Source organism: Niastella sp. sgz303648, assembly GCF_059587045.1.
In genome coordinates this window covers 221,137-247,971 of the sequence record NZ_JCAPSW010000008.1, presented here as the reverse complement: position 1 = coordinate 247,971, position 26,835 = coordinate 221,137, and the positions used below count along the sequence as shown (strand labels likewise).

Annotated in this window: 25 protein-coding genes; 6 read left to right on the top strand and 19 right to left on the bottom strand. The window is 43.5% G+C overall.

Features of this window, described 5'->3' with window-relative positions; translation table 11 throughout:
• Window positions 1–130: 130 nt before the first annotated feature.
• A complete protein-coding gene (gene hisB, locus AC59IL_RS23755) occupies window positions 131–1,270 on the top strand; it encodes a bifunctional histidinol-phosphatase/imidazoleglycerol-phosphate dehydratase HisB (RefSeq protein WP_496554695.1) in 1,140 nt (379 codons plus the stop codon).
• Between the two features lie 160 nt (window positions 1,271–1,430).
• On the opposite strand, the gene AC59IL_RS23750 is transcribed toward hisB, so the two are convergent.
• From AC59IL_RS23750 to AC59IL_RS23740, 3 genes are all read right to left on the bottom strand, one after another.
• Window positions 1,431–2,045: a hypothetical protein gene (locus tag AC59IL_RS23750; RefSeq protein WP_496554694.1), complete on the bottom strand. Its 615-nt coding sequence runs from the start codon at window positions 2,043–2,045 to the stop codon at window positions 1,431–1,433.
• Window positions 2,046–2,109: 64 nt separating this feature from the next.
• On the bottom strand, window positions 2,110–2,550 hold the full coding sequence (locus tag AC59IL_RS23745; protein ID WP_496554693.1) for a septal ring lytic transglycosylase RlpA family protein: 441 nt from the start codon (window positions 2,548–2,550) through the stop codon (window positions 2,110–2,112).
• A 10-nt stretch (window positions 2,551–2,560) separates the two neighbouring features.
• On the bottom strand, window positions 2,561–4,267 hold the full coding sequence (locus tag AC59IL_RS23740; protein ID WP_496554692.1) for a L,D-transpeptidase family protein: 1,707 nt from the start codon (window positions 4,265–4,267) through the stop codon (window positions 2,561–2,563).
• A 76-nt stretch (window positions 4,268–4,343) separates the two neighbouring features.
• Between AC59IL_RS23740 and AC59IL_RS23735 the strand changes: the two genes are divergently transcribed.
• Window positions 4,344–5,060 carry a M15 family metallopeptidase gene (locus AC59IL_RS23735; protein ID WP_496554691.1) on the top strand — a complete coding sequence of 239 codons (717 nt, stop codon included), beginning with the start codon at window positions 4,344–4,346 and terminating at the stop codon, window positions 5,058–5,060.
• Window positions 5,061–5,123: 63 nt separating this feature from the next.
• Here AC59IL_RS23735 and AC59IL_RS23730 read toward each other — a convergent pair whose 3' ends face one another.
• The 14 genes from AC59IL_RS23730 to AC59IL_RS23665 all read right to left on the bottom strand — a co-directional run bounded on the left by AC59IL_RS23730 (window position 5,124) and on the right by AC59IL_RS23665 (window position 20,201).
• The gene (locus tag AC59IL_RS23730) at window positions 5,124–5,426 is read right to left on the bottom strand and encodes a thiamine-binding protein (RefSeq protein ID WP_496554690.1); all 303 of its coding nucleotides are present in this window, start codon (window positions 5,424–5,426) and stop codon (window positions 5,124–5,126) included.
• A 30-nt stretch (window positions 5,427–5,456) separates the two neighbouring features.
• Window positions 5,457–6,449 (bottom strand): chorismate synthase, encoded by a 993-nt coding sequence (locus AC59IL_RS23725; RefSeq protein ID WP_496554689.1) that lies wholly within the window; start codon window positions 6,447–6,449, stop codon window positions 5,457–5,459.
• A gap of 5 nt (window positions 6,450–6,454) precedes the next feature.
• Window positions 6,455–7,726 (bottom strand): 3-phosphoshikimate 1-carboxyvinyltransferase, encoded by a 1,272-nt coding sequence (gene aroA / locus AC59IL_RS23720; RefSeq protein ID WP_496554688.1) that lies wholly within the window; start codon window positions 7,724–7,726, stop codon window positions 6,455–6,457.
• A 101-nt stretch (window positions 7,727–7,827) separates the two neighbouring features.
• Complete coding sequence (gene aroB / locus AC59IL_RS23715) at window positions 7,828–8,847, bottom strand: 3-dehydroquinate synthase (RefSeq protein WP_496554687.1); 1,020 nt, start codon at window positions 8,845–8,847, stop codon at window positions 7,828–7,830.
• A gap of 6 nt (window positions 8,848–8,853) precedes the next feature.
• Window positions 8,854–9,279: a transposase gene (locus AC59IL_RS23710; protein ID WP_496554686.1), complete on the bottom strand. Its 426-nt coding sequence runs from the start codon at window positions 9,277–9,279 to the stop codon at window positions 8,854–8,856.
• A gap of 109 nt (window positions 9,280–9,388) precedes the next feature.
• The gene (locus tag AC59IL_RS23705; protein WP_496554685.1) at window positions 9,389–10,477 is read right to left on the bottom strand and encodes a chorismate mutase; all 1,089 of its coding nucleotides are present in this window, start codon (window positions 10,475–10,477) and stop codon (window positions 9,389–9,391) included.
• A 125-nt stretch (window positions 10,478–10,602) separates the two neighbouring features.
• Window positions 10,603–12,285: a DEAD/DEAH box helicase gene (locus tag AC59IL_RS23700; protein WP_496554684.1), complete on the bottom strand. Its 1,683-nt coding sequence runs from the start codon at window positions 12,283–12,285 to the stop codon at window positions 10,603–10,605.
• Between the two features lie 253 nt (window positions 12,286–12,538).
• Window positions 12,539–13,387 (bottom strand): prephenate dehydrogenase, encoded by an 849-nt coding sequence (locus AC59IL_RS23695; RefSeq protein ID WP_496554683.1) that lies wholly within the window; start codon window positions 13,385–13,387, stop codon window positions 12,539–12,541.
• Window position 13,388: 1 nt separating this feature from the next.
• Window positions 13,389–14,606 (bottom strand): pyridoxal phosphate-dependent aminotransferase, encoded by a 1,218-nt coding sequence (locus AC59IL_RS23690; protein ID WP_496554682.1) that lies wholly within the window; start codon window positions 14,604–14,606, stop codon window positions 13,389–13,391.
• A 160-nt stretch (window positions 14,607–14,766) separates the two neighbouring features.
• Complete coding sequence (locus AC59IL_RS23685; RefSeq protein WP_496554681.1) at window positions 14,767–15,666, bottom strand: prephenate dehydratase; 900 nt, start codon at window positions 15,664–15,666, stop codon at window positions 14,767–14,769.
• A 609-nt stretch (window positions 15,667–16,275) separates the two neighbouring features.
• Window positions 16,276–16,839, bottom strand: coding sequence for a hypothetical protein (locus AC59IL_RS23680; protein ID WP_496554680.1), 564 nt, complete (start codon window positions 16,837–16,839; stop codon window positions 16,276–16,278).
• A gap of 203 nt (window positions 16,840–17,042) precedes the next feature.
• Window positions 17,043–18,278, bottom strand: coding sequence for a T9SS type A sorting domain-containing protein (locus AC59IL_RS23675; protein ID WP_496554679.1), 1,236 nt, complete (start codon window positions 18,276–18,278; stop codon window positions 17,043–17,045).
• Between the two features lie 211 nt (window positions 18,279–18,489).
• Window positions 18,490–19,308, bottom strand: a complete 819-nt coding sequence (gene murQ / locus AC59IL_RS23670; RefSeq protein WP_496554872.1) for an N-acetylmuramic acid 6-phosphate etherase — start codon at window positions 19,306–19,308, stop codon at window positions 18,490–18,492.
• A 47-nt stretch (window positions 19,309–19,355) separates the two neighbouring features.
• Window positions 19,356–20,201 (bottom strand): N-acetylglucosamine kinase, encoded by an 846-nt coding sequence (locus AC59IL_RS23665; protein ID WP_496554678.1) that lies wholly within the window; start codon window positions 20,199–20,201, stop codon window positions 19,356–19,358.
• A gap of 559 nt (window positions 20,202–20,760) precedes the next feature.
• Here AC59IL_RS23665 and AC59IL_RS23660 point away from each other — a divergent pair.
• On the top strand, window positions 20,761–22,347 hold the full coding sequence (locus tag AC59IL_RS23660; protein ID WP_496554677.1) for a S41 family peptidase: 1,587 nt from the start codon (window positions 20,761–20,763) through the stop codon (window positions 22,345–22,347).
• A 72-nt stretch (window positions 22,348–22,419) separates the two neighbouring features.
• On the opposite strand, the gene AC59IL_RS23655 is transcribed toward AC59IL_RS23660, so the two are convergent.
• On the bottom strand, window positions 22,420–22,806 hold the full coding sequence (locus AC59IL_RS23655) for a DUF6249 domain-containing protein (protein ID WP_496554676.1): 387 nt from the start codon (window positions 22,804–22,806) through the stop codon (window positions 22,420–22,422).
• Between the two features lie 186 nt (window positions 22,807–22,992).
• On the opposite strand from AC59IL_RS23655, the gene AC59IL_RS23650 reads away from it, so the two are divergent.
• The 3 genes from AC59IL_RS23650 (at window position 22,993) to AC59IL_RS23640 (ending at window position 24,454) form a co-directional block, all read left to right on the top strand.
• A complete protein-coding gene (locus AC59IL_RS23650) occupies window positions 22,993–23,118 on the top strand; it encodes a hypothetical protein (RefSeq protein ID WP_496554675.1) in 126 nt (41 codons plus the stop codon).
• A 174-nt stretch (window positions 23,119–23,292) separates the two neighbouring features.
• Window positions 23,293–23,877: an RNA polymerase sigma factor gene (locus AC59IL_RS23645; RefSeq protein ID WP_496554674.1), complete on the top strand. Its 585-nt coding sequence runs from the start codon at window positions 23,293–23,295 to the stop codon at window positions 23,875–23,877.
• A gap of 46 nt (window positions 23,878–23,923) precedes the next feature.
• A complete protein-coding gene (locus AC59IL_RS23640) occupies window positions 23,924–24,454 on the top strand; it encodes an anti-sigma factor family protein (protein WP_496554673.1) in 531 nt (176 codons plus the stop codon).
• 82 nt (window positions 24,455–24,536) lie between these two features.
• Here AC59IL_RS23640 and AC59IL_RS23635 read toward each other — a convergent pair whose 3' ends face one another.
• Window positions 24,537–26,819, bottom strand: a complete 2,283-nt coding sequence (locus tag AC59IL_RS23635; RefSeq protein WP_496554672.1) for a Tex family protein — start codon at window positions 26,817–26,819, stop codon at window positions 24,537–24,539.
• Window positions 26,820–26,835 lie beyond the last annotated feature (16 nt).

Sequence of the window (26,835 nt, the reverse complement as noted above, 5' to 3'; positions counted from 1 at the left end):
ATTTTCAATGTTGATCAGTTGACAAGTTTATATGTTGACAAGTTTATATTTGCTGAATTTATAACAACAACCCGTTAACGTATTAACTTGTCAACTTGTTAACTTTTCAATTTTTCAACCCTTTCTTTCAATGAAACGCATTTTATTCATCGATCGCGACGGCACTTTAATTAACGAAGCACCTCCAACGTATCAGTTAGATTCTTTCGACAAGCTTACATTTTATCCGCATATGTTCGAATACATGGGACGTATAGCCCGTGAGTTCGACTATGAACTGGTAATGGTAACCAATCAGGATGGATTAGGCACCAACTCATTTCCCGAAGATACTTTCTGGCCTTTGCAGAACCTCGTAATGAAAAGTCTCGAAGGCGAAGGCATTAATTTCAGTGCCGTACATATCGACAGAACATTTCCGAAAGATAATGCGCCTACCCGCAAGCCCAATACCGGCATGCTTACCGACTATATTAATAACCCGGCCTATGATATGGCCAACTCATATGTAATCGGCGACCGCATCACCGATGTGCAACTGGCCAAAAATTTAGGATGCAAAGCCATCTGGTTAAATAATGATGCTAATCTGGGCTCAGGCGAAATAAAAGATAAAGTAGCTGAACTGCGCCCGGTGATTGCCCTTGAAACAACTGCCTGGAGCCTCATTTACGAATACCTGAAGTTAGGGCTGCGCAAAGTAGTTCACGAACGCAATACCAACGAAACACAAATAAAAATTGAACTGAATGTAGACGGCAGCGGAAAGGGCGCCATTTATACCGGTCTTGGTTTTTTTGATCATATGCTCGATCAGATTGCACGCCATGGAAAAATGGACCTCACCATTCGAGCCAATGGCGATTTGCATATCGATGAACATCATACCATTGAAGATACAGGCATTGCCCTTGGCGAAGCTTTTGCCAAAGCACTGGCCGATAAACGGGGCATGGAGCGGTATGGCTTTGCTTTACCGATGGATGAAGCCGATGCCAAAGTACTGATCGATTTCGGCGGCCGCAACTGGATCGTATGGAATGCCGAATTCAGAAGAGAACGCATTGGTGAAATGCCTACCGAAATGTTCTTCCACTTTTTCAAATCGTTTTCTGATGCCGCCCGGTGCAACCTGAACATCGAATGCCATGGCGATAATGAACATCATAAAATAGAAGCAATTTTTAAAGCCTTTGCGAAAGCCATTCGCATGGCTGTGAAAAGAGATCCCCTTTCTAACTATTTGCCATCAACGAAAGGCGTGCTGTGATTTTGGGATCTTAGGGATTTTGAGATTTTGTGATTTTGAAAGCTCTTAAATGTGCCATACTTTCTCATGCTCTGCGGAACCCTGCGGTTCCGCAGTTTTATTTTGCAGCTCAACAGGCGTGCCACGGTTACCCTGGCGACGCAAACGAACCGTGGCACGCCTAATCAGGTAACACTGATCCGTTGGGAGCTCTTTTCCGGGCAATAATGCCGGCAAGACCAACACTGTAAAAGAAATGATTGCTGGTGGTATTGGTAACTGCAAAACGATACTGGGCGTTAAATATCAGAAAGGCTTCTTCAAAGATATTAACCTGAAAACCGGTTCCCAGCGGAACAAAGGCGCCCCAGTATTTGCGATATTTTGATACACCGGTTCCTAACAGCACAAACGGGCTAACCCAATACCGGTTCGAAAACAGTTTTGCTTTTACAGAAACATCTCCTTCGAGCAATAACTTTTCCTGACCTAAATAAGTACCATCGGGTTTAATGTAATCCAGGAAAGCACCGGTTAGTGTAGAGGTGAAATCGATATTGTTTGAATATCCGGTGATATAGGTAAGTGCCAAACCCGGCGTCATATCTTTAACGCGGCCGAATTGTCCGTTACGTAAAACGGTGCCCAGTGAAGTTTCGCGTATATCCGCTGCCGTTTTAAAATCATTGAAAAAGAAAAAAATGCCCAACGTTTGCCGCTGTATATTATCATGCTGGCTGAAAGCCGTGACAACTACAAGCAGCCCGGCGAGCAGTGATCCTACTTTCTTTTTCATAACCGGTCAGTTTGCAAACGTAACGAACAAATATAACCGGTTACCCCGTAATTGTGTAAATTTTTTATTTCAATTTGCCGGCTGCATAAACTTCCTCAGGCTTCTTTTTACCGAGGTATTGAATTTTTACCCGGGTTAATCCATGGCCTGTATAGCCAAGGGAAACGGCTGCGGCTTTACTCATGTCGATAAGACGCGGATTTGATGGATGCATGCGGTCGTTGATCTTTACAACAACGCTTTTATCGTTTTTGAGATTGGTAACCTTTATCCAGCAATTTAGTGGCAGGGTATTGCAGGCTGCTGTAAGCTTTTTTTGTGTGAAAATTTCATCGGTACAGGTTTTCTGTCCTTCAAACTTATCGTGGTAAAAGCTGGCTACACCGAATTGAACCACCGATACATTCCTTTTTTTATTCAACGCTAAACTGTCGTTCTTTATCTGCGCTTTCGACGCAAAAAAGGTACACAGGATTAGGATCGTTACAAAAAACTGCTTTTTCATAGTTTAGACTTTATTCAAGGGTTTTATTATCAAAATACCGTTCACTCAACACTCTGTCTTCGCCATATATATCATCATAAAATTTAATCTTTCCGTTTTTGGCCTCACAGGTAAAATACCTTATAAAAATGGGCACTTTACGAAATCCCGATACCACGTGCTTCTCTCTTCTCGAAATCCAGTTACGCAGGGTATCCTGAGGATACCGGAGGGTATCATTACGTACCAAAAAATCGGCCAATTTCATAAATTCCTTAATTCTCACACAACCATGACTTAAGGCCCTGCTTTCTTTCGAAAACAACCAGCGGGCATTGGTGTCGTGCAAATAAACGCTGTATTTATTGCTAAAATTGAACTTCAACACGCCCAGCGAGTTATCATCGCCCTGCCGCTGTTTGATAAGATACGGGAACCGGTCCTTATTTAACCGGGCCCAGTTAATATTATCAGGATTTAACACACTGTCGTTATCATCTACCACAATCAGGTTCTGCCGTCGCAAATAATCGGTGCTTTGCTTGATTTTCGGTAACATTTCACTAAAAATGATACTATATGGCACCGTCCATTGCGGATAGGTAATGAAATTCGACACATTCGAGGTCAGCAGCGGGGTTCTTGTTTTTGGCTGACCAACAATCACACGCGATTCCAGCACCACCATATCCGAATCAACGATCTTCATCATATAAGCCGGAATGTTCACCCAAATGTAAGTGACCGGCATACTGTCGGGCAGCAATTTGTACCGGTCGAGGGTTATGGCTACCCTTTTAAATTTTTCCCAGGGCGTATTGTTCAGCTTTTTCACCGTACCGGCATTCAGCTTACCGGTTACATCAAGGCCCTGTGCTTTCTGGTACCTGCCGATCGCTCTTTTAATACCGGCGGTATCAGGGATTTCGGCCGACGATTTAATGATTCCTTCTTCAAACAGCCTTTGCCGCAACTTGTTATACAATTCAACCGAATCATTGCCGGGATAAACAATGTATGTATATCTTTTAAGTGTTTCTACCGATTGCAGCATATCCTTTAGCCCCGCTTTCAATGAATCATATTCAGGATGTTTAGGCTCCAGTTCGTGCAGTAACCCGGCCACATCGCCCGATTGCTGCAGCCGGTCGATCATACTGAGATAGGCACTTATACCCATTGTATCTTTTCGCAGCGTTACACTATCGTAAGGGAGGCGGCCTTTTCGCAGGTCATAGCACATGTTGAAAAATGCATCGGTAAACAACAGCTCACCGCGCGACCACAATGCGGCATCTTTTTGTGCGAGGGTATCGATAATTGTTTGATTGCGGATGTTATTCAATACACGGTAATGATAATCCGAAGGAAACAAACCGTATTCTGTGGCTTTGCCAATAAAATTGATCAGTGAATCGCTGAGTGGCAACCATTTCTCCTGTTTGCACCACAACGGCTCATAGTTCTTTTTTTGATAAACTGTATTTACAAGGGAATCTTTGGCGAGTATAATACTGTCGTTCAAACGGCCATTATTAACCAGAATAAATTCAATGGCAGAATTGATATTTCTCCCGATACGAACATCCAGCGCTTCGGGCTGTTCTACAATATCTTTCTCTTTAGGTTTTTCAGGCGTTGATTTGTGTGGCGATTTATCGTGTCCGTGACAGGCCAACAGGAACATAACGATTAACAACAAAAAACAATTCAGGCCTGAATTAATACATTTACTCATGTTTTATTATCCTGGTTATCCGGTATTAAAGTTTGTACCTTTCAACGATCCTAATCTGCCATTCAAACCGGTTGCAATGTTATACAAAATAGTGTTTCACCGCTATATTTCCTTATTGGCTGTAATGTTTTTTTTTCACATTAACAATGGTTTTACCCAGGGAACTACCACTGGTAAATATGGGATAGCCGTACTTGATAAGGTAGTTGTATATCAGCAATCTATACGCAATGATTCTGCCAAAAAAATGGTAGAATTACGCAAGGCCGTGCCGGGAATCGTGTATGACCTTCGCTACGCCGGCACCAATAATTTCATGCACCGCACTATGTACGTACCGCCTGCACGCTGCACTTTTTTACGGGCGCCTGCAGCCCGCGCCCTGGCCGATGTACAAAAAGAATTGAACAGCAAAGGATATGGATTAAAAATTTTTGATGCGTACCGACCTTATTCTGTTACAGAAAGCTTTTGGGAACTGGTTCATGATGAACGGTATGTGGCCAACCCGGCAAAAGGATCGGGACATAACCGTGGACTTGCCGTTGATTTGACAATTATTGTTCTTCGAACAAAACGTGAGCTGGATATGGGCACCGGGTTCGACAATTTTACCGATTCGGCCCATCATAGTTTTACCGGTTTTTCAGCAACCGTTTTGCAAAACAGACAGCTGCTGAAAGAAACAATGCAAAAGCACGGATTTAACATACTGGAAACAGAGTGGTGGCATTATTTCTGGCCGAATGACAGGGATTATGAGGTGCTGGATATCCCGTTTAAGCAATTTTGAGATTTTGGGATTTCGGGATTTTTAGATTTAAATCGCAAAATCACAAAATCAGAAATAAACAGTTTACTGGCTATTAAATTTTGCAGTTTTTTGCTCACCAGTTATATCTCCCCCGCTACGAATCTGTATTTGCAGGTTGCTGATCCATTCGGCGCAGCCTTTTTGGTACAGCAATTCATTCACATCATGTATCACGTTCATTACTTCGTCATAACGGCCTTCGAGAACCGTAGCAAAAGGACCTACCTCGTATTTGATACCTGAATTTTGTATAACAGCAATGGCTTCATCAACCCATTCGTATGGATGCTTATCCTGTACTATAGGAACTATTTGTATCGAGGCGTTGATGATGTAGTTATGCATTGCGAAGTAATATGATAGATAACAGGCATGTTACAGTACCCGTTTAACCCGTTGTTCAAGTAATAACAAATCGGCCAGCACCATAGCTGTTACAGCTTCCAGCACAACCGGCACGCGCAATGCGATACACAAATCGTGACGGCCTTTAACTGAGAATGATTCAATTCCACCGGTTTCCCAGTTAAGTGTTTGCTGTTCTTTTGGTGTAGAGGAAGTTGGTTTTACGGCAATACGAAAAACAATTTCGTTACCATTGGTAATTCCGCCCACAATGCCGCCGGCATGATTGGTGCGTGTTTTACCGGTCATATCTTCAATTGCATCGTTATGCTCGCTACCGAACATTCTGGCAGCGGCAAAGCCGGTGCCGAACTCAATACCGCGAATAGCCGGAATGGCAAATACGGCATGACTGATCAGCGATTCGGCCGAATCGAAAAACGGTTCGCCTAAGCCTGCGGGTAAGCCGTTTACACTACATTCTACAATACCGCCAATAGTGTCTTTGGCATCGATGGCATTCTGCAATCCTTTTTCAAGATCTTTTTCGCCGCCTATCTCAAGTATAGTTGCATTTACTTTGGCTGAATCCAATATTTTTTTAGCGATCACTCCGGCTGCCACCAGGCATACCGTTAACCGGCCGCTGAAATGCCCGCCGCCCCGGTAATCTTCCATACCGCCGAATTTCTGATGCGCAACAAAATCGGCATGTCCCGGACGCGGAACAGCGCGTTGTTTTTCGTAATCGCCCGAACGGGTATTTTTATTTTCAAATAAAATAGTCAGCGGAGCGCCGGTTGTTTTATTGTTGAACAAACCGCTTTTAAAAATCGGCAGATCATCTTCCTTACGCGGTGTAGTCCCTTTCTGCGTTCCGCCTTTGCGGCGTTCTATATCAAACAGAAAATCATCTACCGTTAATGGTAAACCGGCGGGACAACCATCAATATTCAACCCTACACTTTCGCCATGCGATTCACCGAAAATTGTTACTTTAAATATGCGACCGAAACTGTTCATTCAATTTAATTTTCAAATTTTTTTGCACCCAACGCCTGTATATGCTCATAAAAATCGGGATACGATTTGCTTACCGCCTGCGCTTCGCTGATCACGGTTTCGCCGGTAGCTTTTAAGGCGGCCACCGCACAGGCCATCGCAATACGATGATCGTGGTGCGAATGTACTGAAGCGCCTTTCACCCCGTCGCCGCCCTTTATCAGCATCAGGTCGTTCTGCAGCTCAATGGATATACCCATTTTTCCAAACTCTTCCTGTAACGTCAACGCGCGGTTGCTTTCTTTATGGGTAAGCCTTGTTACGCCTTCTATCACGGTAGTGCCTTTGCAATAGGCAGCAAGCGCTACCAGGGGCGGAAACAGATCGGGGCACTCTGTAGCATTGAACTGAAATGCTTTCAGGGGTGCAGGTCCGATTTCTATCTGCTCTGATTGAATCGACATGCGAGCTCCACAGGCCTGTAAAGCCTGCAGTACAGCCCGGTCGGCCTGGGTTGATTGTATATCCAGCCCTTTTACGGTAATGTCGCCGGCAATGGCGCCGGTTACCAGTAAAAATGCAGCACCGCTCCAGTCGCCTTCAACTGTATAGTTTGTAGTTTGAGGTTTGAGGTTTGTAGTTCCCGCAAAGTGAAACGCTTCGTAATTTCTGTTCTCTACCATCCAGCCAAACTGTTTCATTACCTGCAGGGTGAGATCGATATAGGGCTTGCTTTTGAGGTTGTTCACTCTGATGGTCACATTACCTGCACCGGCAGCTGCATAAGCCATCAGCAAACCGGTTAAAAACTGCGAGCTGAGTGAACCGTCTATTTCAATATTTTTTGGTTGTAAAGGTCCCTTTACTTTCAATGGCAGCTTTCCTTCGTTTGAAATGATCTCAACACCGAGTTGCGGTAATACCTCATCAAAAAAATCCATCGGCCGGCTCATCAAACTGCCTTCCCCATTGATCGTAATGCTTTTATCGCTTAACGCAATAATAGGGGTAAACATACGAATGCCTAATCCGCTTTCGCCGCAATTAACAGCGCCGCAATCGGGATTTACACCGCTGCCTGTTACTTTTAAAGAACCATCTTCGAGCGTTTCAATAGCAGCACCCAGGCCTTTGATAACACCCAGTGCCGCTTTATCGTCGTTCGAATGACCGGGATTGCGAATGATGGTTGTTCCTTTATTCAGTAGCGCGGCTGCACAGCCCCGTTGCATGGAGCTTTTTGATGCCGGCGCCTGTATGGTTCCTTTTATATCTGAAGGTTGAATTGTTACGATCATTCTTTTCTAATTTGAAAATGAGTTAATTTGAAAATTTGAAAATGAATACAGCAATCGCTGCGTGGTGCTAACCATTTTCAAATTGGCGTATTTTCAAATTTTCAAATTTCATTAATAATGCGCTGCAGCTCATCCATTGGTACCGACTGCACCACTCCCTTCCCTATTTTATTGAGCAGTACATAATTCATCGCTTTCTTCTCGCGCTTTTTATCCATCGTCAGCACTTCAAAAGCTTTTTCTTTATCATAGGTGGCAAGCGTTGGCAATCCATACTGGTCGAGCACTTTAATAACCCGTTCGCTTTCTTTAAAACCCGTTAACCGTTCAGAAATTTTACAAGCAGCTGTCATACCAATACTGATGGCCTGCCCGTGACTCAGCTCATACATATTTTCAATGGCATGCCCAAGGGTATGGCCAAAGTTCAGTAAGCGCCGTTCGCCTTTTTCAAATTCATCTTCCTGTACCACGGCAGATTTAATTTCTGCATTGCGGCGGATCAGTTTGGCCAGTGCCGGTTTATCTTTTTGGTAATAACCTGGTTTGTGTTGTTCCAGTTCTTTAAACAATCGCAGGTCTTTTATACAGCTGTGTTTGATGATCTCGGCAAAGCCGTTCACCCATTCCTGTTTGGGAAGTGATTTTAAAAAGCTGTAATCGTATAACAAAAACTGAGGCTGACGAATAGTGCCTACGAGGTTTTTATAAATGCCTACATCGATACCGTTCTTTCCGCCGATCGATGCATCGACCATGGCCAATACTGTAGTAGGAACAAAGCCACAGCGAATGCCGCGCATGTAAACGGCAGCTATATAGCCTGTTAAATCGGTGATCACGCCACCGCCGATACCTATCAGCCAGGTGCTGCGATCGGCTTTAAATTCAATCAGCTGCTCAATCACCGAATCTACCGTGGCCTGGATCTTGTATTCTTCGCCCGGTATCAGTGTAATGCAATTCCAGCCTTTCAGTTTCTTTTTATGGGCCTGAAAAACATGATCATCGGTGATCAGTACCGCCTGTTCCTTTCCAATGAGCTTTTCGAGTTTTGAAAAATCTGCATCGAAATAGTAATTCGCTGTGGCGGACGAGAACCGGTAACTTTTTGTTTGCATTGTAAATCAAAACTGAATTTTCTGAAACACCTCCAGCTCACTTTCCAATGTCTTCGTTTTATGATGTTCCTCCTGTTTGTCAATAAAATCTATCACCTGTTTTACGCTGCTGGGACTTACGCTTAAAGCCGAAAAATCATCTTCCCATTCAAACGGGCCTTTCATGAACCTGCTTTCATTGATCCAGCCGGCCGATTCAGCACGAATGGTTTTCATGATTTGCGCAAGGTTCTGCGCCGGCATCATTTGCAGCAGTATATGCACATGGTCGTCGACACCGTTTACGGTATGCACTTTTATGCCATTCTCCTCACCATGTTTTTTTATGTGGGCAAACAAAACTGTACGAACAGGCTTTGATAACAAAGCTTCTTTGTTCTTAACACAACAGATAACATGAATGAACAAATACACTTTGTTAGAGCTGTTCATAAGCTGTTAAACTTGTTTTTAAGCTTGTGTGCCACACGCCCCTTCGACTACGCTCAGTGCCTTATACGGTCCATTCGACCCTTCGACTTCGCTCAGGGCTCAGGGCCGTTTAGCTGTTCATGATCTTATTCTGGTGGTTGATACTTTCCATGTGCACAGCGTCGAAATACTTGGTGATGAACTCTTTGCTCAGGTTCAGCTTTTCGCCTTTTTTGAAAGCTCTTTCCAGTATTTCGTTCCAGCGGTTCGTTTGCAAAATGGTGATGTTGTTGTTCTTTTTGTATTCACCGATCTTTTCTGCAATTTTCATACGCTGACCCAGTATCTGCATCAATTCGTCGTCGAGGTGATTGATCTGCTGGCGCAGTTTTTCAAGTGCGGCGTGATATTCTTCGGAGTTAATATCTTCTTTACGCCAAACGATCTGACCCAGCATTTCGGCCAGTTTTTCGGGAGTGATCTGTTGCTTGGCATCGCTCCATGCTTTATCAGGATCGATATGGCTTTCGATGATCAGGCCATCCATATCAAGGTCAATCGCTTTCTGGGCTACATCCTGCAAAATATCGCGGCGGCCGCAAATGTGCGAAGGATCATTGATCATTAATAATTCCGGATTGCGGCGCTTCATTTCAATAGCGAGGTGCCACATAGGCGCATTCCGGTATTCGGTATTACCATATGAACTAAATCCGCGATGAATTAAACCAACCTGTTTAATACCGGCTTTGGCTACGCGCTCAACGGCGCCTGTCCACAATTCAAGATCGGGATTGATGGGATTTTTAATTAATACGGGTACATCTACACCACGTAATGCATCAGCAACTTCCTGCACACTAAACGGGTTAACAGTAGTACGGGCGCCGATCCACAATACATCCACTTCAAAAGTGAGTGCATCTTCTACCTGTTTGCCGGTGGCAACTTCTACAGTTACCGGTAAACCGGTGATCTTTTTAGCCTGTTGCATCCAGGGCAAACCTTTGGTACCGATACCTTCAAAGCTACCGGGGCGTGTACGGGGTTTCCATATACCGGCGCGAAGGATATCTACTTTACCGGTCTTTGCCAGGCGGGAAGCTGTTTCAAGCACCTGTTCTTCGGTTTCGGCACTACAGGGCCCGCTGATAATAATGGGACGCTTTTTCCATATCTTCTGCACCGTTTCTCTCGTGGTTGTTGATGTTTGTTGCATATAATGTAATTTGCTAATTAACTAATGTGATAATGTGCTAATGTAAAAATCTGCACCGAGGCCATTTTCAAATTGCACATTGAGCAATTAGCACATTAGCTAATTAGCACATTGGCTAATTTGTATTACCTGCGGCTATCCGCCTCATTCATCCGTATTCTTCTTCCTTTGTAATTTCTGCCATCAATTGCTGCAATCATTTGCCGGGCAACACGCTTATCTATCTCGATCCAGCTGTTCATTTCCTTCATATCGATGCGGCCCAGCACTTCTTTTTGCAGCTCGCTCATATCTAAAATAAACTGCAGAAAACTGGCTTTGTAAAAACCATCTTTAGTACCGAGGTTTACAAACAACTTGGTGTAATCGCCACCTCCGTTGCTTCCGAATTTTCGGCCTCTTGTATCTATGTAAGGCTTTCTTTCACCTACTTCACTCCTTCTGCTTACCGCCATTTTATCGCCACGTTCACGACGCTGTTCGCGTGTATTCAGGTCTTCGGCATTTTCATAATACTTCAAAAACCTGTTGAACTCAAGGGCTGCCATACGCTTCAGGATTTCTTCCTTACTCATGTCGGCAAATTTTTCCTCCAGCATCGGCACATAGCTTTCATAGTCGCCATGGCTTATATCCAATTGCAGCAGTTTATCCATAAAGTGATAAAACTGTTTGCGGCAAACATCTTTGCCCGAAGGAATTTCAAGCTTATGAAAAGGCGCCTGTACAATGGTTTGTATCTGACGCATTTTTCCCAGCTCGCGCATATGCACGATCGACATACACACGCCCGTTTTTCCTGCACGGCCTGTACGACCGCTCCGGTGCGTGTACACTTCCACGTCATCGGGTAATTCGTAATTGATAACGTGGGTAATACCCTGCACATCAATTCCGCGTGCCGCCACATCCGTTGCTATTAAGAGCTGTAAGGTTTTTTCGCGAAAATCACTCATCACTTTATCGCGTTGCCCCTGCGTAAGATCGCCGTGCAATGCATCGATATCGTATCCTTCGCGTGTTAGCTTTTCGGCAATTTCCTGAGCATCGGCCTTGGTACGTGTAAAAATGATGCCGTAAATGCCCGGGTTAAAATCAATCAACCTTTTCAATGCTTCGTACCGGTGCTGGGCACTGGTAACATAATACTGGTGATCGATGTTTTTATTGGCCGAATTCACTTTGCCCACCGTAACTTCTACCGGATCTTTCATATAGCGCTTGCTAACCCGGCGAATTTCGGGTGGCATGGTAGCGCTGAACAACCAGGTGCTTTCGCGTTTCGGGGTGTTCTGCAAAATGAACTCAATATCTTCCTGAAAGCCCATGTTCAGCATTTCATCGGCTTCGTCGAGTACCACATATTTAATCTGCTCCAGGTCAATAGCCTTGCGCTCAATAAGATCAATCAAACGGCCCGGGGTAGCCACAACAACCTGTACACCTCTTCTCAGTTCACGAATTTGTTGTCCTATAGGGGTTCCGCCATAAACGGCCACCACATACATACCCGGTATAAATTTCTTGAACATTTCAACCTCGTTCACGATTTGCATGCACAATTCCCTCGTAGGGCATACCACTAAAGCCTGGGGATGCTTTTTCTGCACATCCATCAGTTGCAATAATGGCAATCCGAACGCTGCCGTTTTTCCGGTACCTGTTTGAGCCAATCCCACCAGATCCGTGGTACCGCTTAATAACACAGGAATAGCCTGTTCCTGTATCGGCGTGGGATTCACAAAACCTAAAGCATTGGTGGCCTGTATCAGCCTGTCATCCAAACCCAATGCATCGAATGTAATCATAGTCAGAAAATTTGGCGCAAAGGTACTGTTTATATAGCCCTTGACCTAAATTAATCCTGTTCAAAGAGCAATAAGTGTTATATGTTAGCCATTTACATATTTGCCTGGTCGCTATTGCATGGCATTTCACAGATTGAAAAGCTTTCCCCATCAGGTTCCGGTTATCTTATATGACTTTTTTAGCATATCACCGGAAATTTTACGATCCTGATCCTGTTCACCAGTCTATTGCCCATTGCCTACTGTCTACTGCCTACTTCAAAATCCTCCTGATCTTGTTCGCCTGCTCGATCAGTTCCTGCAAATAGGTGTAATTCTCTTTTTCCAAACAGGCCTTGAACTTACGCAACTGACTGATATGTTCGTTTAAAACATCCAGCACATTTTCGCGGTTTTGCTTAAAAATGGGCACCCACATGGCCGGGTTGCTTTTAGCCAGCCTCACCGTGCTTTCGAAACCACCGCCGGCCAGTTCGAATATGGTATCTTCTTCTTTTTCTTTTTCCAATACCGTATTGGCCAGCGCAAAGGAGGTGATGTGCGAAATATGACTTACATAAGCCGTATGCATATCGTGGCTGTCGGCATCCATGTAGGTGATGTGCATACCAAGCAAGCGGTATAGCTGCTCAATGATATCAACCGCTGCTGCATCGCTTTTTTCCTTTTCACAAATAACACAGGCCCTGCCGGCGAATGCATCGCGTACGGCGGCTTCGGGGCCGCTGTACTCGGTTCCCCACATGGGGTGCGTGGCTACAAAGCGCTTACGCATGGGATGATTGTTCAATGCCGCGCACAACGCATGTTTGGTGCTGCCTGCATCGGCCACAATCTGTTTATCGGTCACCATGTCCATGATCTGTTGCATTACCCCAATGGTAGCATCAACAGGTATGGCCACATAAATCAGGTCACTCTGCTTTACCGCTTCTTCGAGGGGCAATATTTCATCGGCCAAACCAAGCTCCAGCGCTTTTTTGCCACTGGCCTCTGTACGGCTTACCCCAATTACTTTTTTAACCAGCGACCTGTCTTTTAAAGCCAGGCTAAACGAACCGCTGATTAAACCAACTCCAACTATGGTAACGGTATTGAACATCCTATTTAACTTTTAATGCTGGTAAAAATGCTTTTATTCGTTTAATGCTTTCTGCAAACTTTTCTTCGGGACTGCAAAGGCTTACGCGTATGTAGCCATCGCCTGCTTTGCCGAATATGCCGCCGGGCGTTATAAATACGCCGGTATTGTACAGCACTTCATCGCTTACCTCAAAACCGGTTTTATAGTTTGAAGGAATTTTTGCCCATACAAACATGCCGGCCTGGCCTTTATCGTACACGCATTGCAGCAGATCGAGCAATTCAAATACTATTTCGCGACGCTTTCTGTAAACAGTGTTCACATCATCGTACCAGCTTTTGGGCAATTGTAATGCTTTGGCAGCAGCTAACTGTACGGGAAGGAACATGCCGCTGTCCATATTGCTTTTAAACCGCAATACTTCATCGATGCGCTCTTTGGCGCCGCACAATACCCCTACTCTCCACCCTGCCATGTTCTGCGATTTGCTGAGCGAATTCAATTCAATGGCCACGTCTTTGGCGCCGGGCACATTCAATAAGCTCAACGGATTATCATTCAGAATAAAGCTGTACGGGTTATCGTGACAAATAAGAATGTTATGCTTTTTACCAAAGGCCACTATTTTTTCGAACAGGCTTTTGGTGGGCAACTGACCGGTAGGCATTTGCGGATAGTTGATCCACATGAGCTTGAAGGCCCCGGCCTCCCCCCGCCCCCCGCCGGTGGAGGGGGATGAAGATGATTCTGCTACTATTTTATCTAACGCATCAAAATCAGGTTCCCAGTTGTTTTCTTCTTTTAATTCATAATCCACACATTCGCCGCCGGCTAATTTTACCGCGCTTCGGTAAGTTGGATAACCGGGGTTAGGCACCAATACTTTATCACCTTCATTCAAATAAGTCATACAAATATGCATGATCCCTTCTTTGCTGCCTATGAGCGGCAATATTTCGGTATCGGCATTGAGCTCAACATCGTACCATTTTTTGTACCAGTCGCTGATAGACTTTCGCAATACCAACGATCCTTTATAGCTCTGATACGCGTGCACATTGGGTTTGGCGCTTTCTTCCTGCAAAGTTTTTATAACATCGGGATGCGGTGGCAGATCGGGACTGCCAATACCAAGATTGATCACGTTCTTTCCCTGCTTATTCAACTCATCAATCTCCCGCAGCTTTTGCGAAAAATAGTATTCGCCAATACCTTCTAATCGTTTAGATGTCTGCATACAATTCGAAAATTTGATAATTTGAAAATGGAAACCCATTGTGGTTCGAAAAGCATTTTCAAATTGGTTCATTTTGAAAATTTGATGATTTGATAATTTAAAAATGGCTGAGTAAAAGCATTTTAAAATTGGCTTATTTTCAAATTTTCAAATTCGCATATTAGCTAATTGATTTCCCGTTCTTATAAATCCCATATATTTTCAACTCACTGGTAATAGGCTGAATGCTTTCAATCACATTGTGAAACTGTGTTAAGGTTTCAAACTCCATATCGGCATGAAAACTGTATTGCCAGTCGCTGCCCGGTATAGGAAAGCTTTGCAGCTTGCTCAGGTTAATGCCACTATCGGCAATGCGGGTTAATACCCTTGCCAAACTTCCACGCGAATGATCGGTATGAAAATTTACCGAGGCTTTATCGGCATCTGCGACCGGTTGCGCTACATCTTCGGGTTGCAAAACCAAAAACCGGGTATAATTATTTTTGAGTGTATGAATATTGGGAGCAATTACTTCGAGGTTGAACAGGTCGGCTGCCAGCTTGCTGGCAATAGCAGCTATGTGCTTGCTGTGATGTTGCTGAATGTGTTTGGCGCTAAGGGCAGTGTCTTCAGTTTCAACTAACTTCCAGTTGTATTTATCCAAAAACTCAAGGCACTGTTGAATGGCCATATGATGTGAGTGAACTTCGCGTATATCTTCGAGTTGTACTCCGGGATTTACCAGCAGTTGTTGCTTAATAGGCAGGTAAATTTCTCCAATGATCTTCAGGGAACTTTTTTGCAGCAGGTTGTAGTTGGGAAGAATGCTGCCGGCGATGGAATTTTCGATGGCCATTACACCTCCATGACTTTCTTTTTTGTTCGATGCAATTTTGATCACATCGCGAAAGGTGGCGCAGGGTATCACGCTTACATTTTTTCCGAAAAACTGCCGGGCCGCTTCCTGGTGAAAACTGCCTTCATAGCCTTGTATCGAAACCCGTATTCCGGTGCCCTGCATACCATTTGAGCCTGGTGTTGCATCGGTGATTTCCTGTTGTTGTTTTCGTTCCGCCATAGATTCTTTTTTTTACGATGCCCCGATCAATCGGGGGGATAAAAAAAAGTCCCGGCTTTTTTGCCGGGACTTCTTATGTTGATCTTTTTGTTATTCTTATTTTGTTGTCAACAAAAGCATTCCCGGCCTACTGGTAAAGTAGAAGTAAAAATAAAAGTAAAAGAAACGGTATGCTTTTGCGATGTTCATTATGTCAAAAATAATAACTAATTGATTATAGACAAATTTTTTTCTCAAATAATTACTATACCCAACTGGTCGATTTCTGTATAAAACGCTCTGTGGCACTGCATTTCAGCGATATTTAAAACCGGTTTTCAAGCCACAAATTGCAGATGGCCACCTTCGGTGAACGAATCGTTTGCCACAGCCTGTCCCGATTTGTCGGGAGATTACACAGATGAACACAGATAATTTAACTTCCGTTCGTTAGTATTCGCAGCAAAAAATCGCGCTAAGGCGCGGAGGCGCAAAGCAATTCAAAGGTTATTCAAATATTTTTCAGCCTTACATTAAGATCTAAAACTGACAGGTTATTTTTTGCGCCTCAGCGCCTTTGCGCGAAACTTCATTACAAAAAAAACCCGCCGAAGGCGGGAAGTAAAATGTTTATTCAAGTCTTTTACGCATTATTTCATCGATCATTTTAAATAAATGGAAAGGCTTGTAGGTGCGCCAGTTATCGATGTCCATCAATTCAACATAGCGGTTAAGCCGGGCGTGTTTAAAATCGTACTGCGTTTGTTCGGGCATGTTTACGATCACTATCCATCCGTCTTCATCAGTTACTTCTTCAAACCATTCCTGGTAATAATCTCTGTCGCCGCTATGAAAGTTCAATACGTTCTCGGCTATAAAAATAAATTTGGTTATGCCCTGATAAAAAAACACATCGGTTACTTCGCGCTTCAATTCCATGATATCATTTTCAATGGCGTCATTCCATTCACCAATCAACTCAATGACGGCATAATGTTCTTCATAATCGGCCATCAATACTTTCAGGTACATGGTGCGCGAACCAAAGTCATCCCACTGGGGATGGATATAATAATTGTATACTGTTTGTGAAAATACAAACTCAGAGTACACCCTTCCGAAAAACGGTGACCGTTCATCCTGCTCACTGGTGTATATGTGACGCCAGTTATAAAATGGTTCTATTTCGTGCATAACTAAATCAATTGGCTATTGACAATTTGCAATTGGCAATTTTACAACCGCACCTCTTACCTGTTGTTTATTGCCCTTTGCCTATTGCCTGTTGCTTATTGCCCGTTTTATTAAAAACTATGCCACAGACGACATATAAAAAAGAAAAAAGGCTGTAGCAATTTACAGCCTTCGGTATACGGTTTCCAAATATTTTTTATTGCTTATTGCACGATCACCTGGTCGGTAAATATCGCTTTTTTACCATTGTTTAACACTTTTACCATATACGGGCCCTTTGCCAGGTTGTTATACACATACATAGGTACCACCTGTCCGGCAAAAGCTACCTGCACCACTTTTTCGGTAATAATTTTTCCGGTTAAATCTACCACCTGAATGGTATACCTGCCGGACTCCTTACTATTAAAACTTACATACAACTGATTGGTTAAAACCGGATTGGGATATACAGCAATTTTATCATTGCGAATAACAGTTCTGTTTATTAACGATATGGTGTTTTTATCATTGGCAAATACGAAGTTGCCATTGGCCAGGTCCGAAGCATTGAAAACGGTGCCTTTGATATCGATGCGGGTGGCCTGCCATGTATGAACATCTACTTTATAATAGCCCTCAGTAGTGTTGGCGCTGCTTACAATTAAGTTGCCTTCATTATCAACCACTGCCCCATTGGTAGTAAAGTTCGCAGACAATCCCTGTATTTCAGCAACATAAGTAGCTATTTTGCTTTGAATGTTTATTTTGAAAACATGCCGGTAAGCCGTCACCACATACAGGTTATCGGCAGCATCGGCCACCATATCGCCACCCCAGCCGGTTGTTTTGGCGTGAATGGATAATTGTCCGTTCAAGGCATCATCCTGAACAGCCCCCAGGTCGGTAATAACCGGCTTGCGGCTTGTGGTAAAACGTAGCAGATGATTGCCATCGTTACTGAGCGCATATCCATTGCCATCGGCGGCAATAACCATGCGGGTAATATGATTGGCTTCGTTATTTAAATCGGCAGCCGGTGTAAAGGGTTCGTTTTCGAAATAATAAATTTTTGGTGAAGCAGCATCGAGGTCAATATACCGCAGCTGGTTCATGAACAAAGGCGCATAATACAGGCGGTTATGCCGCTGGTCGTATGCGCAGGCAGCCGATAAAGAAGCAACCGGCGACGTGCTGGTTACACCATTTTGTACACTGGTTGTTTTTATTTCTTTTCCGGTTCGTGCATTGTATACTGTGAAATTGGTTTGCTTTGAATCGAAAACGGAGCGGGTAACATTACCGGTTGTAAAATCAATTTGCTTTACATCGGTCCAGTTAAAGTTTCCTTTCTCTGTGCTGGTAATAGCAAAAGCTGTAGTAGTTTGTTTTTGTTGTGCATTCACAGTCAGCAGCGAACACATTGCAATAAAAGTGGCAGGTAAAATTCTGTACCTCATAAGTATAAGTTTAATGATATGTTACTTAAAAGTTACAGCTTTTTGCGCAGCCTGCCAACGTTAGTTCATTAAGAAAATGAAAGAAGTTGTCCTGTATGATAAATGTCAAACAGGTCGTAAAAAACATCTGACCCCGAACCTCTCTTCTTAATTAAGACAGGCCGGGGTCAGAAACAATTTGACTTATTTGAGTGATTGACTAATTTGATTTTTACTTCTTCAATGAATCCACTGCCTTTTTCACACTGCCATATTTAAGCAACAATTCGAGGGCTTTATGGTAATCGCTGATGCCGGTTTTTTCCATCACCATTTTAGTGCCGCGGTCAACCAGCTTGCTGTTGGTAAGCTGCATGTTTACCATTTTATTATCCTCTACCCTGCCTATTTGTATCATTACGGCTGTGCTGATCATGTTCAGCACCAGCTTTTGTGCGGTACCGCTTTTCATGCGGGTGCTGCCGGTAACAAATTCGGGGCCTACCACTACTTCAACCGGTAGCTCAGATGCTGCAGCCAGCGGTGAACCTGCATTACAGGTTATACAGCCTGTGATAATGCCTTTTTTGCGGGCTTCGTTCAATGCGCCGATCACATAGGGCGTAGTGCCGCTGGCGGCAATACCAATCACTACGTCTTTTTCATCAATGGCATGTTTCATTAAATCGGCCCAGCCCTGCTCCCAGCTGTCTTCGGCCTGCTCAACCGGCCGCTGAATAGCAATATCGCCCCCGGCAATAATGCCAATCACCAGTCCGTGCGGCAATCCATATGTGGGTGGAATTTCACTGGCATCCAGAATGCCCAGGCGACCGCTGGTTCCGGCGCCTATGTAAAAAAGCCGGCCACCGGCAAGCATTTTATCGGCTATGGCTGCTACGAGTTTTTCTATTTGGGGAATGGCTTTTTCTACAGCAAACGGAACCTTTTTGTCCTCGGTATTCATGTTGGTAAGCAACTCGTGAATACTCATTTTTTCGAGGTCCCGGTAATCACTCGGCTGTTCCGTTATCCTGTTAAAATCCGCCATGTTGCTATTGTTCAATGTTTGATTGATATTGGGTACAAGTTTGTTTTTCATGATACATGGTATTCAATTAACCCTTCCATAGCTCCCTTTAAAATGTGGCCTTGCTCAAACTCGTATGATTGACACAACTCTTTTACGATGTCATTAAACGCAAATGCCACGCCGCCTACAAAGTGTATTGGAAAATTCCAGCTTTCGGAAAATTTGCACAGATGGGTAAAGAAAAAATCATTCAATCCGTCTTCAATAATATTTTCAATCATGTAATGCCCCCGGTTTTCCGACAGGAAAAGGGCATAGGAAGCCAGATATCTGTTTGCAAGTGGTTTGCGGTAAACATTTTCCAATATATCAACAGCCGTTGTATTATACCTGTCTTCGAATTTATAACGCAGTTCCTCGTCAAAGGTATTGTACAAATAATATTGCAGTACTTTTTTACCCAGGTAAGCGCCGCTTCCTTCATCACCCAGAATATAACCAATGCCGGGCGCCTGTTTGGTAATGCTGTTTCCATCATAATATACCGCAAAAGAACCGGTGCCCAGGTTGCAGGCCAGGCCTTTATTATGGCCATTCAATGCCCTGGCTGCCGCCAGCATATCGTCGCTCACTTCAGTAACAGCATTACTGAAAACAGTAGTAAGGGCTGTTTTAACCATATTTACATTGCCCGGGTTGCGCATGCCGGTGCCGTAATAGTGTATTTCTGTAATACCTGCGGCATCAGCAATTTGGGGCAGCAGCTCTTGCTTTAATAAAGCAATGGTTTTTTCTTCATTTAAAAAATAAGGGCTAATGCCCTGAGTAAAAACAGTTTTGGTGCTTTTTTTTGATTCTGCCAAATACCATTCACATTTTGTTGCCCCACTGTCTGCCAGCAGTATTGCCATAAGTTTCCGTTTAATTGTAATAATTCCGAACTGTTTACCCAAAACTAACGCCAAAAGGCCCCGCATGGATACGGTCGGGCTGTATATTCGCACCGGTATGTACGGTACTTAAGAAATTTGTATAACTGGCTCATTTTTAAACATAGCCGTGTAACGAAGGTAAGAAGCACAGGTGAAACAACCATGCAGAAACAAGGAACAACATCCTGCACAAACACGCAATTTGCATCGGGTGATTATGCACAAATTTGCCGTTTATTTATACAAAGTGCCCGTATAATGCGGCCTGTAACCATTAAAAAACAAAAAAACGTTACTTGCAAATTAATTATGAACTTCGCCGGAAATTTGAAAAATTCAATAGCATGAGTTGCCATTTTTTTGCCACCCCGGCAAATTCACGCGACTTAACTGACGAGTTTACAAGTTAAAAAGTTGACAAGTTAACAAGGTGATTAACAATTCAACTTGTCAACTGATCAACTTGTTAACTTATCAACTTGTTAACTTATCAACTAACACCTTGCCTTATTAAAACAATTTTTATTATTTTTTCCAGATGAAAAGACTACAAGTATGGATGCCGCTGTTATTTTCGATAGTATTAATAGTGGGCATGTTTATTGGTTCGGCTTTGCGGCAAAATGTACCTTCTTCACGTGGCATTTTTAATAGTGGTAAGCGGTCGGTTTTACAGGAAGTGGTTGACCTTGTGAACATGAAATATGTAGATAAAGTTAATACCGACACCCTTACCGAAGACGCTATTCAGGCCATGCTGGCTCACCTCGACCCCCATTCAGTTTATATACCTGCTTCGAACGTAGAGGAAATCAATGAAGACCTGCAGGGCAATTTTGAAGGTATAGGGGTTGAATTCTTTATTATCAACGATACGGTTCATGTTACTAATGTACTCTCAGGCGGTCCCAGCGATAAAGCCGGTTTACAGGTAGGTGATAAATTTTTGCTTGTAGGCGATACCGCCGTTGCCGGTAAAAGCATTACAGCCGATAAAATAAAAAATCTGTTACGGGGCGAAGGCGGCAGCAAGGTGCAGGTTACCGTGCTGCGCAATAATAAAAAGGTGCAAACACTTATTACACGCGGTACCATACCCCTGTACTCGGTAGATGCTTCGTACATGATCGACACAACAACCGGTTATATTCATTTGAATAAATTCTCAGGCACTACCTACGAAGAATTTATGAAAGCCATGGAAGCCCTGCAGCAAAAAGGAATGAAAAAACTCATATTCGATTTGCGCGGCAATGGCGGCGGTATTTTAACCGAAGCAACTGATATAGTAGATGAATTTTTAGATGACGAACGGCTAATCGTATATACCCAGGGCGAAAAGCAGGAAAAAAACGAATACCATTGCAAACGCCCCGGTTTGTTCGAAAAAGGAAAACTGGTTTTACTGGTAGATGAAAGCTCGGCTTCGGCCAGTGAAGTAGTGGCTGGCGCCTTACAGGACTGGGACCGGGCTACCATCATCGGCCGCAGAACATTTGGAAAAGGTCTTGTTCAGGAACAGTACGACTTAAGCGATGGTTCGGCATTGCGGTTAACTGTTGCCCGTTATTATACACCCATCGGCCGAAATATTCAAAAACCCTATAACAAGGGTCGCGAAGCATACAATGAGGAACTGGCCGATCGGTTCGAAAACGGCGAACTGGTAAATGGCGATACCGTAAGCAACCATACCGGACCGGCCTTTAAAACCAAAAGCGGTAGAATCGTTTATGGTGGCGGCGGCATTACTCCCGATATTTTTGTTCCTTTCGACACAGCCACCTTTTCAAGCAATGTATATGTATTGTTCGATAACCAGCTCTTCAGCAAATTCATATACGTATACTACCAGCAGAATAAAGCTTATTTTGACCAGTTTAAAGATCCGGCCGACTTCGCCCGCCGGTATACCGACACACATACAGCCTGGAACAGTTTGATGAGCTATGCTGCCCAAAATTCGGTACATGTTCAAAACATTCCCGAACGCGATAAACTTGATATTGAAAAACGCATCAAAACCTGGCTGGCCCGCCAGATATGGCGCATGGAAGGCTATTATGAAGTGAGCAATGCCGACGATACGGCTATTTCAAAGGCATTGAGTGTGATGAAAAAATAGTACTTAAAATGCACCAACAACCGGAATCTGATCATGGCTTCAGATTCCGGTTGTTGGTTGTTAAGGGGCGAACTAAACACTTTCGTTGTCTTTATTTAACAGCTCTTTCTTTTCAACACGATAAGAGGCAATCAAACCCAAACCGCCACCAATGGCTATTAAAGCAAAATAAACTGCCGGATTATCATTGGAATAGCTACCGAATTTATCCTGCCTTACCAACACGTACTCACTTAATATAAATGCCACCAGTAATCCTGCTCCCGCCCCTACAAGCAATAATCCCCACTTTAAATTTGTATAAGGAGCCGGACGACTTTTTTGTAACCGGGGGTTCAATCCTTTTTCAATCATCGACATATTTTCCCGGTTGCGCAAATACCCCAGGCCAAATATCATTGCAAACAATGCCAATGTGCCCATCAGTAACCAGATTATCGCTAATTGAGAAGTTTCCATACTTTATATTTTTTATTGATTGTTTATTAGGTGTACGTATCAGACTACAGTTGTTCATCCCGGGTTACAGCTTTTGACAAACTTTTTATAGTGCCGATACACTTACTATGACTACCACAGCTCAAAACAAGTTACACCCCCGGTTCATTAATGAACAGAAAAGTATCAAAACCGTACACTGTTTGTATGCCCCAATTTAATAAACACCTGAAAATCAATACCCATAAATTCCGGCATGTGGGTGGAGTATACTGGCAAATGATGCTTATCCGGGGCATACATATTGAAGAAGTGTTCATAATAACCGGATGAAAAGTACAGCCATGAAAAAGTTAAGCCCCAAGGCACAAGGTACAAGGCACAAGGTCTTGCGATTTAATCAGCCTGACTAAACCTGATCGGTTTGAGCCTTGTTTCCTGACTCTTGTGCCTTGTTTCCTGTGCCTCTGTAACCTTTTCCAGTAAACCAACGTCATACTTACTATAATGCAAATCGGAACGAGTGATAATGAGATCATTACCAGAGTGCTGCGCGGCGAGCAGGCATTGTATAGTGATTTGGTAAAGCGATACCAGAATTTCGTTTTTACCATTACACTGCGTTATACACCCAACCGCGAGGATGCAGAAGAAATAGCTCAGGATGTATTTGTAAAAGCATATCGCAGCCTGGCCGATTTTCGCGGCGAATCGAAGTTCAGCACCTGGTTGTATACCATCGTTACTACAACCTGCATTACTTTTTTGCGTAAGAAAAAGCTTGATGTTCATTCGCTGGATAATGAAAAAGTATTTGAAGTGGCCGACAATCAGAACTCATCTTTCAGGGCGAACCAGGTTGAACAAAAGTCGAAAGTGCAGATGATCAATGAGGCTATTAAATTATTGAGTGTTGATGATGCCAGAATAATCACCTTATTTTACCAAGGCGAACAAAGCCTCGAAGAAATTGGTCGTATTATTGGCGCCGAGCCCAATACCGTAAAAGTAAAACTGCACCGTGCCCGGCAACGGCTGAAAGAAAAGATGGAAAAATATTTTAGTGAGGAAGTAAAGGATATGGTTAATTAGTTAACCGGTTGATTAGTTGAAAAGTTAACAAGTAAAAACAAGAAGTATGAACAGGCAACAAAATATGGAAGAGCGTTTGTGGGATTATATCGATGGCGCCTGCAGTGCCGAAGAAAGGTTGTTTATTGAACAACTGGTTGCCACCAACCTTGAATGGAAGGCCAAATACGAGGAGTTGCTTGAGGTGCATCAGTTGCTGGGCAACCACCTTGAGCTCGATGAACCTTCAATGCGTTTTACCCAAAACGTTATGGAAGAGATTAGCAAACACTACATTGCTCCGGCTGCCAAATCGTATATCAACAAACGAATAATATGGGGTATAGCTGCTTTTTTCATACTCAGCATTACCGGTTTTTTAATCTATACTATGGGACAGATTAATTGGTCCGGCGCCGGCACCGGAAGCTCAATAGTCAACCTCAATAAATTAGATTTCAGTAAAATCGATTTCAGTAAAATCGTGAACAATACCTCGACCAACATTTTCATGATGGTCAATGTAGTGCTGGGTCTGATGCTGCTGGATATGTATCTCGGCAGAAAGAAAAAGAGAATAATATCGAATAACGAATAATGAATGTTGAATATTGAAGTAAAAACCGATACCGGAATTCATTTCAATATTCAACATTGAACATTCAATATTCGTTATTTATTTAGTCATTAAACTTCTTTCTTAACTCCTCCAGCTTCGCCTGGAAGGGATTCAGCGGTTCCTGTTTCTTTGACTGATTTTTGCCTGCACCGCCGCCCGATGGTTTACGATCGGTATTACCACCTCCACGTTTTTCGCCGCCGCCACCTTTCTGCTGGTCTTTCATGGTTAGCGAAATTCTTTTGCGCGGCACATCAACTTCGGTTACGGTTACCATTACTTTTTGTTGCAGTTTCACTACCTCATTGGGGTCCGATACATAGGTATTGCTCAGTTGCGATATATGTACCAGTCCATCCTGCTTTACGCCAATATCTACAAACACGCCAAAGTTGGTAATATTGGTAACAATACCTGGTACCGTCATACCTGGTTTTACATCTTCGATGGCTTTGATGGTTTCATCAAAACGAAATTCCTCGATCTGAGCACGGGGGTCACGACCAGGTTTTTCCAGTTCTTTCAATATATCATCGATGGTGTACTCACCAATGCTTTCACTGATATATTGTTTTTTATTGATCTTTTTACGCAGATCGGCTTTTTTGATCAGGTCTTCCAGCGAAGCCTGTAAGTCTTTTGCCATATTTTCTACCACATGGTAACTCTCCGGGTGAACCGATGAATTGTCAAGCGGATTATCGGCACCGGGTATGCGTAAGAAACCGGCGCACTGTTCAAATGATTTGGGTCCCATCATCGGCACTTTTTTCAATTCGTCGCGGGTTTTGAACGGACCATTCTTAGCACGGTGTTCAACAATATTCTTAGCCAGCGTACCACTGATACCTGAAACATATGCCAGCAGGTGTTTTGAAGCCGTGTTCACATCAACGCCTACGAAGTTCACCGCGCTTTCAACCACCCTGTCAAGGGCTTCTTTTAAGCGGGTTTGATTTACATCATGCTGATACTGTCCCACACCGATCGATTTGGCATCAATTTTTACCAGTTCGCTCAGCGGGTCGAGCAAACGACGGCCGATACTCACGGCGCCGCGCACAGTTACATCATGATCGGGAAATTCTTCGCGCGCCACTTCCGAAGCCGAGTAAATCGAAGCACCGCTTTCATTTACCTGGAACACGCTTACCGGCTTTCCAAAATCAATACTGCGAACCAGTTGTTCGGTTTCGCGGCCTGCGGTACCATTACCTACACCGATGGCTTCAATTTCGTACTTATCGACCAGGTGCTTAAGTTCAGCAACACTTTTTTGCCATTCGTTTTGTGGCGGATGCGGATAAATGGCAGTGTTATATACCAGGTTGCCCTGTGCATCCAAACAAACCAGTTTACAACCGGTACGAAAACCAGGGTCAAGCGCCAGTACTTTTTTAGATCCTAACGGCGAAGCCAGTAATAATTGCCGCAGGTTTTCGGTAAACACATGAATGGCTTCTTCGTCGGCTTTATTTTTACTTTGTAACCTGAACTCATTTTCAATAGAAGGTTTCAGCAGGCGATCGAACGAATCGTCTATCGCTTTTTTCACTTCACCTGCAAGCGGACTTGAACTTTTTACAAAAATGCGGTCCAGATCATCAACAGCGGTTTGTTTTTCGATGTTGATATCCATTACCAGGTAGCCTTCTTTTTCGGCGCGGCGTATAGCCAGAATGCGGTGCGAAGGACTATCGGCCAGCGATTCGTTAAATTCAAAGTAATCGCGGTATTTCTGCGCTTCCTCTTCTTCTTTTTTACTGCTTAATACTTTGGCCGATAACTTAGCGCTTTCGGTAAACAACTGGCGCACTTTATTACGGGCCTGTTCGTGTTCACTCACCCACTCGGCAATGATATCCCTTGCACCCTGCAGGGCTTCTTTATTATCTTTTACCTGTTCGTTCAAAAATTTAGCGGCTTCCTCATCAATGTTCTCATTACCCTGCTCAAAGATCAGTTTCGCCAAAGGCTCCAATCCTTTTTCAATAGCCTGCGTAGCCCTGGTTTTACGTTTTGGCTTGTAGGGAAGATAAATATCCTCCAGTTCGGTGGCATCATAACAATTTTCGATACGATCTTTTAATTCGGGCGTTAATTTGCCCAGGCCTTCAATGGTTTTAACAACTGTTTCTTTACGCTTATCCAGTTCGTTAAAATAAGCGATCTGCTCAACCACCTGAGCAATGCCAACCTCATCCATATTACCGGTTGCCTCTTTACGATAACGGGCCATAAACGGAATAGTGGCTCCTTCGCTTTGCAACTGATGAATATTATTGATCTGCTTTAAGTTGAATGATAACTTTTCAGCTATCTTCTGAATGTACTTTACTTCCATCTATTAGAATTTGCAG

Bases quoted from the DNA above. Each gene is read 5' to 3' on its own strand.
- hisB (WP_496554695.1), top strand. From the start codon at position 131: ATGAAACGCATTTTATTCATCGATCGCGACGGCACTTTAATTAACGAA.
- AC59IL_RS23750 (WP_496554694.1), bottom strand. From the start codon at position 2,045: ATGAAAAAGAAAGTAGGATCACTGCTCGCCGGGCTGCTTGTAGTTGTC.
- AC59IL_RS23745 (WP_496554693.1), bottom strand. From the start codon at position 2,550: ATGAAAAAGCAGTTTTTTGTAACGATCCTAATCCTGTGTACCTTTTTT.
- AC59IL_RS23740 (WP_496554692.1), bottom strand. From the start codon at position 4,267: ATGAGTAAATGTATTAATTCAGGCCTGAATTGTTTTTTGTTGTTAATC.
- AC59IL_RS23735 (WP_496554691.1), top strand. From the start codon at position 4,344: ATGTTATACAAAATAGTGTTTCACCGCTATATTTCCTTATTGGCTGTA.
- AC59IL_RS23730 (WP_496554690.1), bottom strand. From the start codon at position 5,426: ATGCATAACTACATCATCAACGCCTCGATACAAATAGTTCCTATAGTA.
- AC59IL_RS23725 (WP_496554689.1), bottom strand. From the start codon at position 6,449: ATGAACAGTTTCGGTCGCATATTTAAAGTAACAATTTTCGGTGAATCG.
- aroA (WP_496554688.1), bottom strand. From the start codon at position 7,726: ATGATCGTAACAATTCAACCTTCAGATATAAAAGGAACCATACAGGCG.
- aroB (WP_496554687.1), bottom strand. From the start codon at position 8,847: ATGCAAACAAAAAGTTACCGGTTCTCGTCCGCCACAGCGAATTACTAT.
- AC59IL_RS23710 (WP_496554686.1), bottom strand. From the start codon at position 9,279: ATGAACAGCTCTAACAAAGTGTATTTGTTCATTCATGTTATCTGTTGT.
- AC59IL_RS23705 (WP_496554685.1), bottom strand. From the start codon at position 10,477: ATGCAACAAACATCAACAACCACGAGAGAAACGGTGCAGAAGATATGG.
- AC59IL_RS23700 (WP_496554684.1), bottom strand. From the start codon at position 12,285: ATGATTACATTCGATGCATTGGGTTTGGATGACAGGCTGATACAGGCC.
- AC59IL_RS23695 (WP_496554683.1), bottom strand. From the start codon at position 13,387: ATGTTCAATACCGTTACCATAGTTGGAGTTGGTTTAATCAGCGGTTCG.
- AC59IL_RS23690 (WP_496554682.1), bottom strand. From the start codon at position 14,606: ATGCAGACATCTAAACGATTAGAAGGTATTGGCGAATACTATTTTTCG.
- AC59IL_RS23685 (WP_496554681.1), bottom strand. From the start codon at position 15,666: ATGGCGGAACGAAAACAACAACAGGAAATCACCGATGCAACACCAGGC.
- AC59IL_RS23680 (WP_496554680.1), bottom strand. From the start codon at position 16,839: ATGCACGAAATAGAACCATTTTATAACTGGCGTCACATATACACCAGT.
- AC59IL_RS23675 (WP_496554679.1), bottom strand. From the start codon at position 18,278: ATGAGGTACAGAATTTTACCTGCCACTTTTATTGCAATGTGTTCGCTG.
- murQ (WP_496554872.1), bottom strand. From the start codon at position 19,308: ATGGCGGATTTTAACAGGATAACGGAACAGCCGAGTGATTACCGGGAC.
- AC59IL_RS23665 (WP_496554678.1), bottom strand. From the start codon at position 20,201: ATGGCAATACTGCTGGCAGACAGTGGGGCAACAAAATGTGAATGGTAT.
- AC59IL_RS23660 (WP_496554677.1), top strand. From the start codon at position 20,761: ATGAAAAGACTACAAGTATGGATGCCGCTGTTATTTTCGATAGTATTA.
- AC59IL_RS23655 (WP_496554676.1), bottom strand. From the start codon at position 22,806: ATGGAAACTTCTCAATTAGCGATAATCTGGTTACTGATGGGCACATTG.
- AC59IL_RS23650 (WP_496554675.1), top strand. From the start codon at position 22,993: ATGCCCCAATTTAATAAACACCTGAAAATCAATACCCATAAATTCCGG.
- AC59IL_RS23645 (WP_496554674.1), top strand. From the start codon at position 23,293: ATGCAAATCGGAACGAGTGATAATGAGATCATTACCAGAGTGCTGCGC.
- AC59IL_RS23640 (WP_496554673.1), top strand. From the start codon at position 23,924: ATGAACAGGCAACAAAATATGGAAGAGCGTTTGTGGGATTATATCGAT.
- AC59IL_RS23635 (WP_496554672.1), bottom strand. From the start codon at position 26,819: ATGGAAGTAAAGTACATTCAGAAGATAGCTGAAAAGTTATCATTCAAC.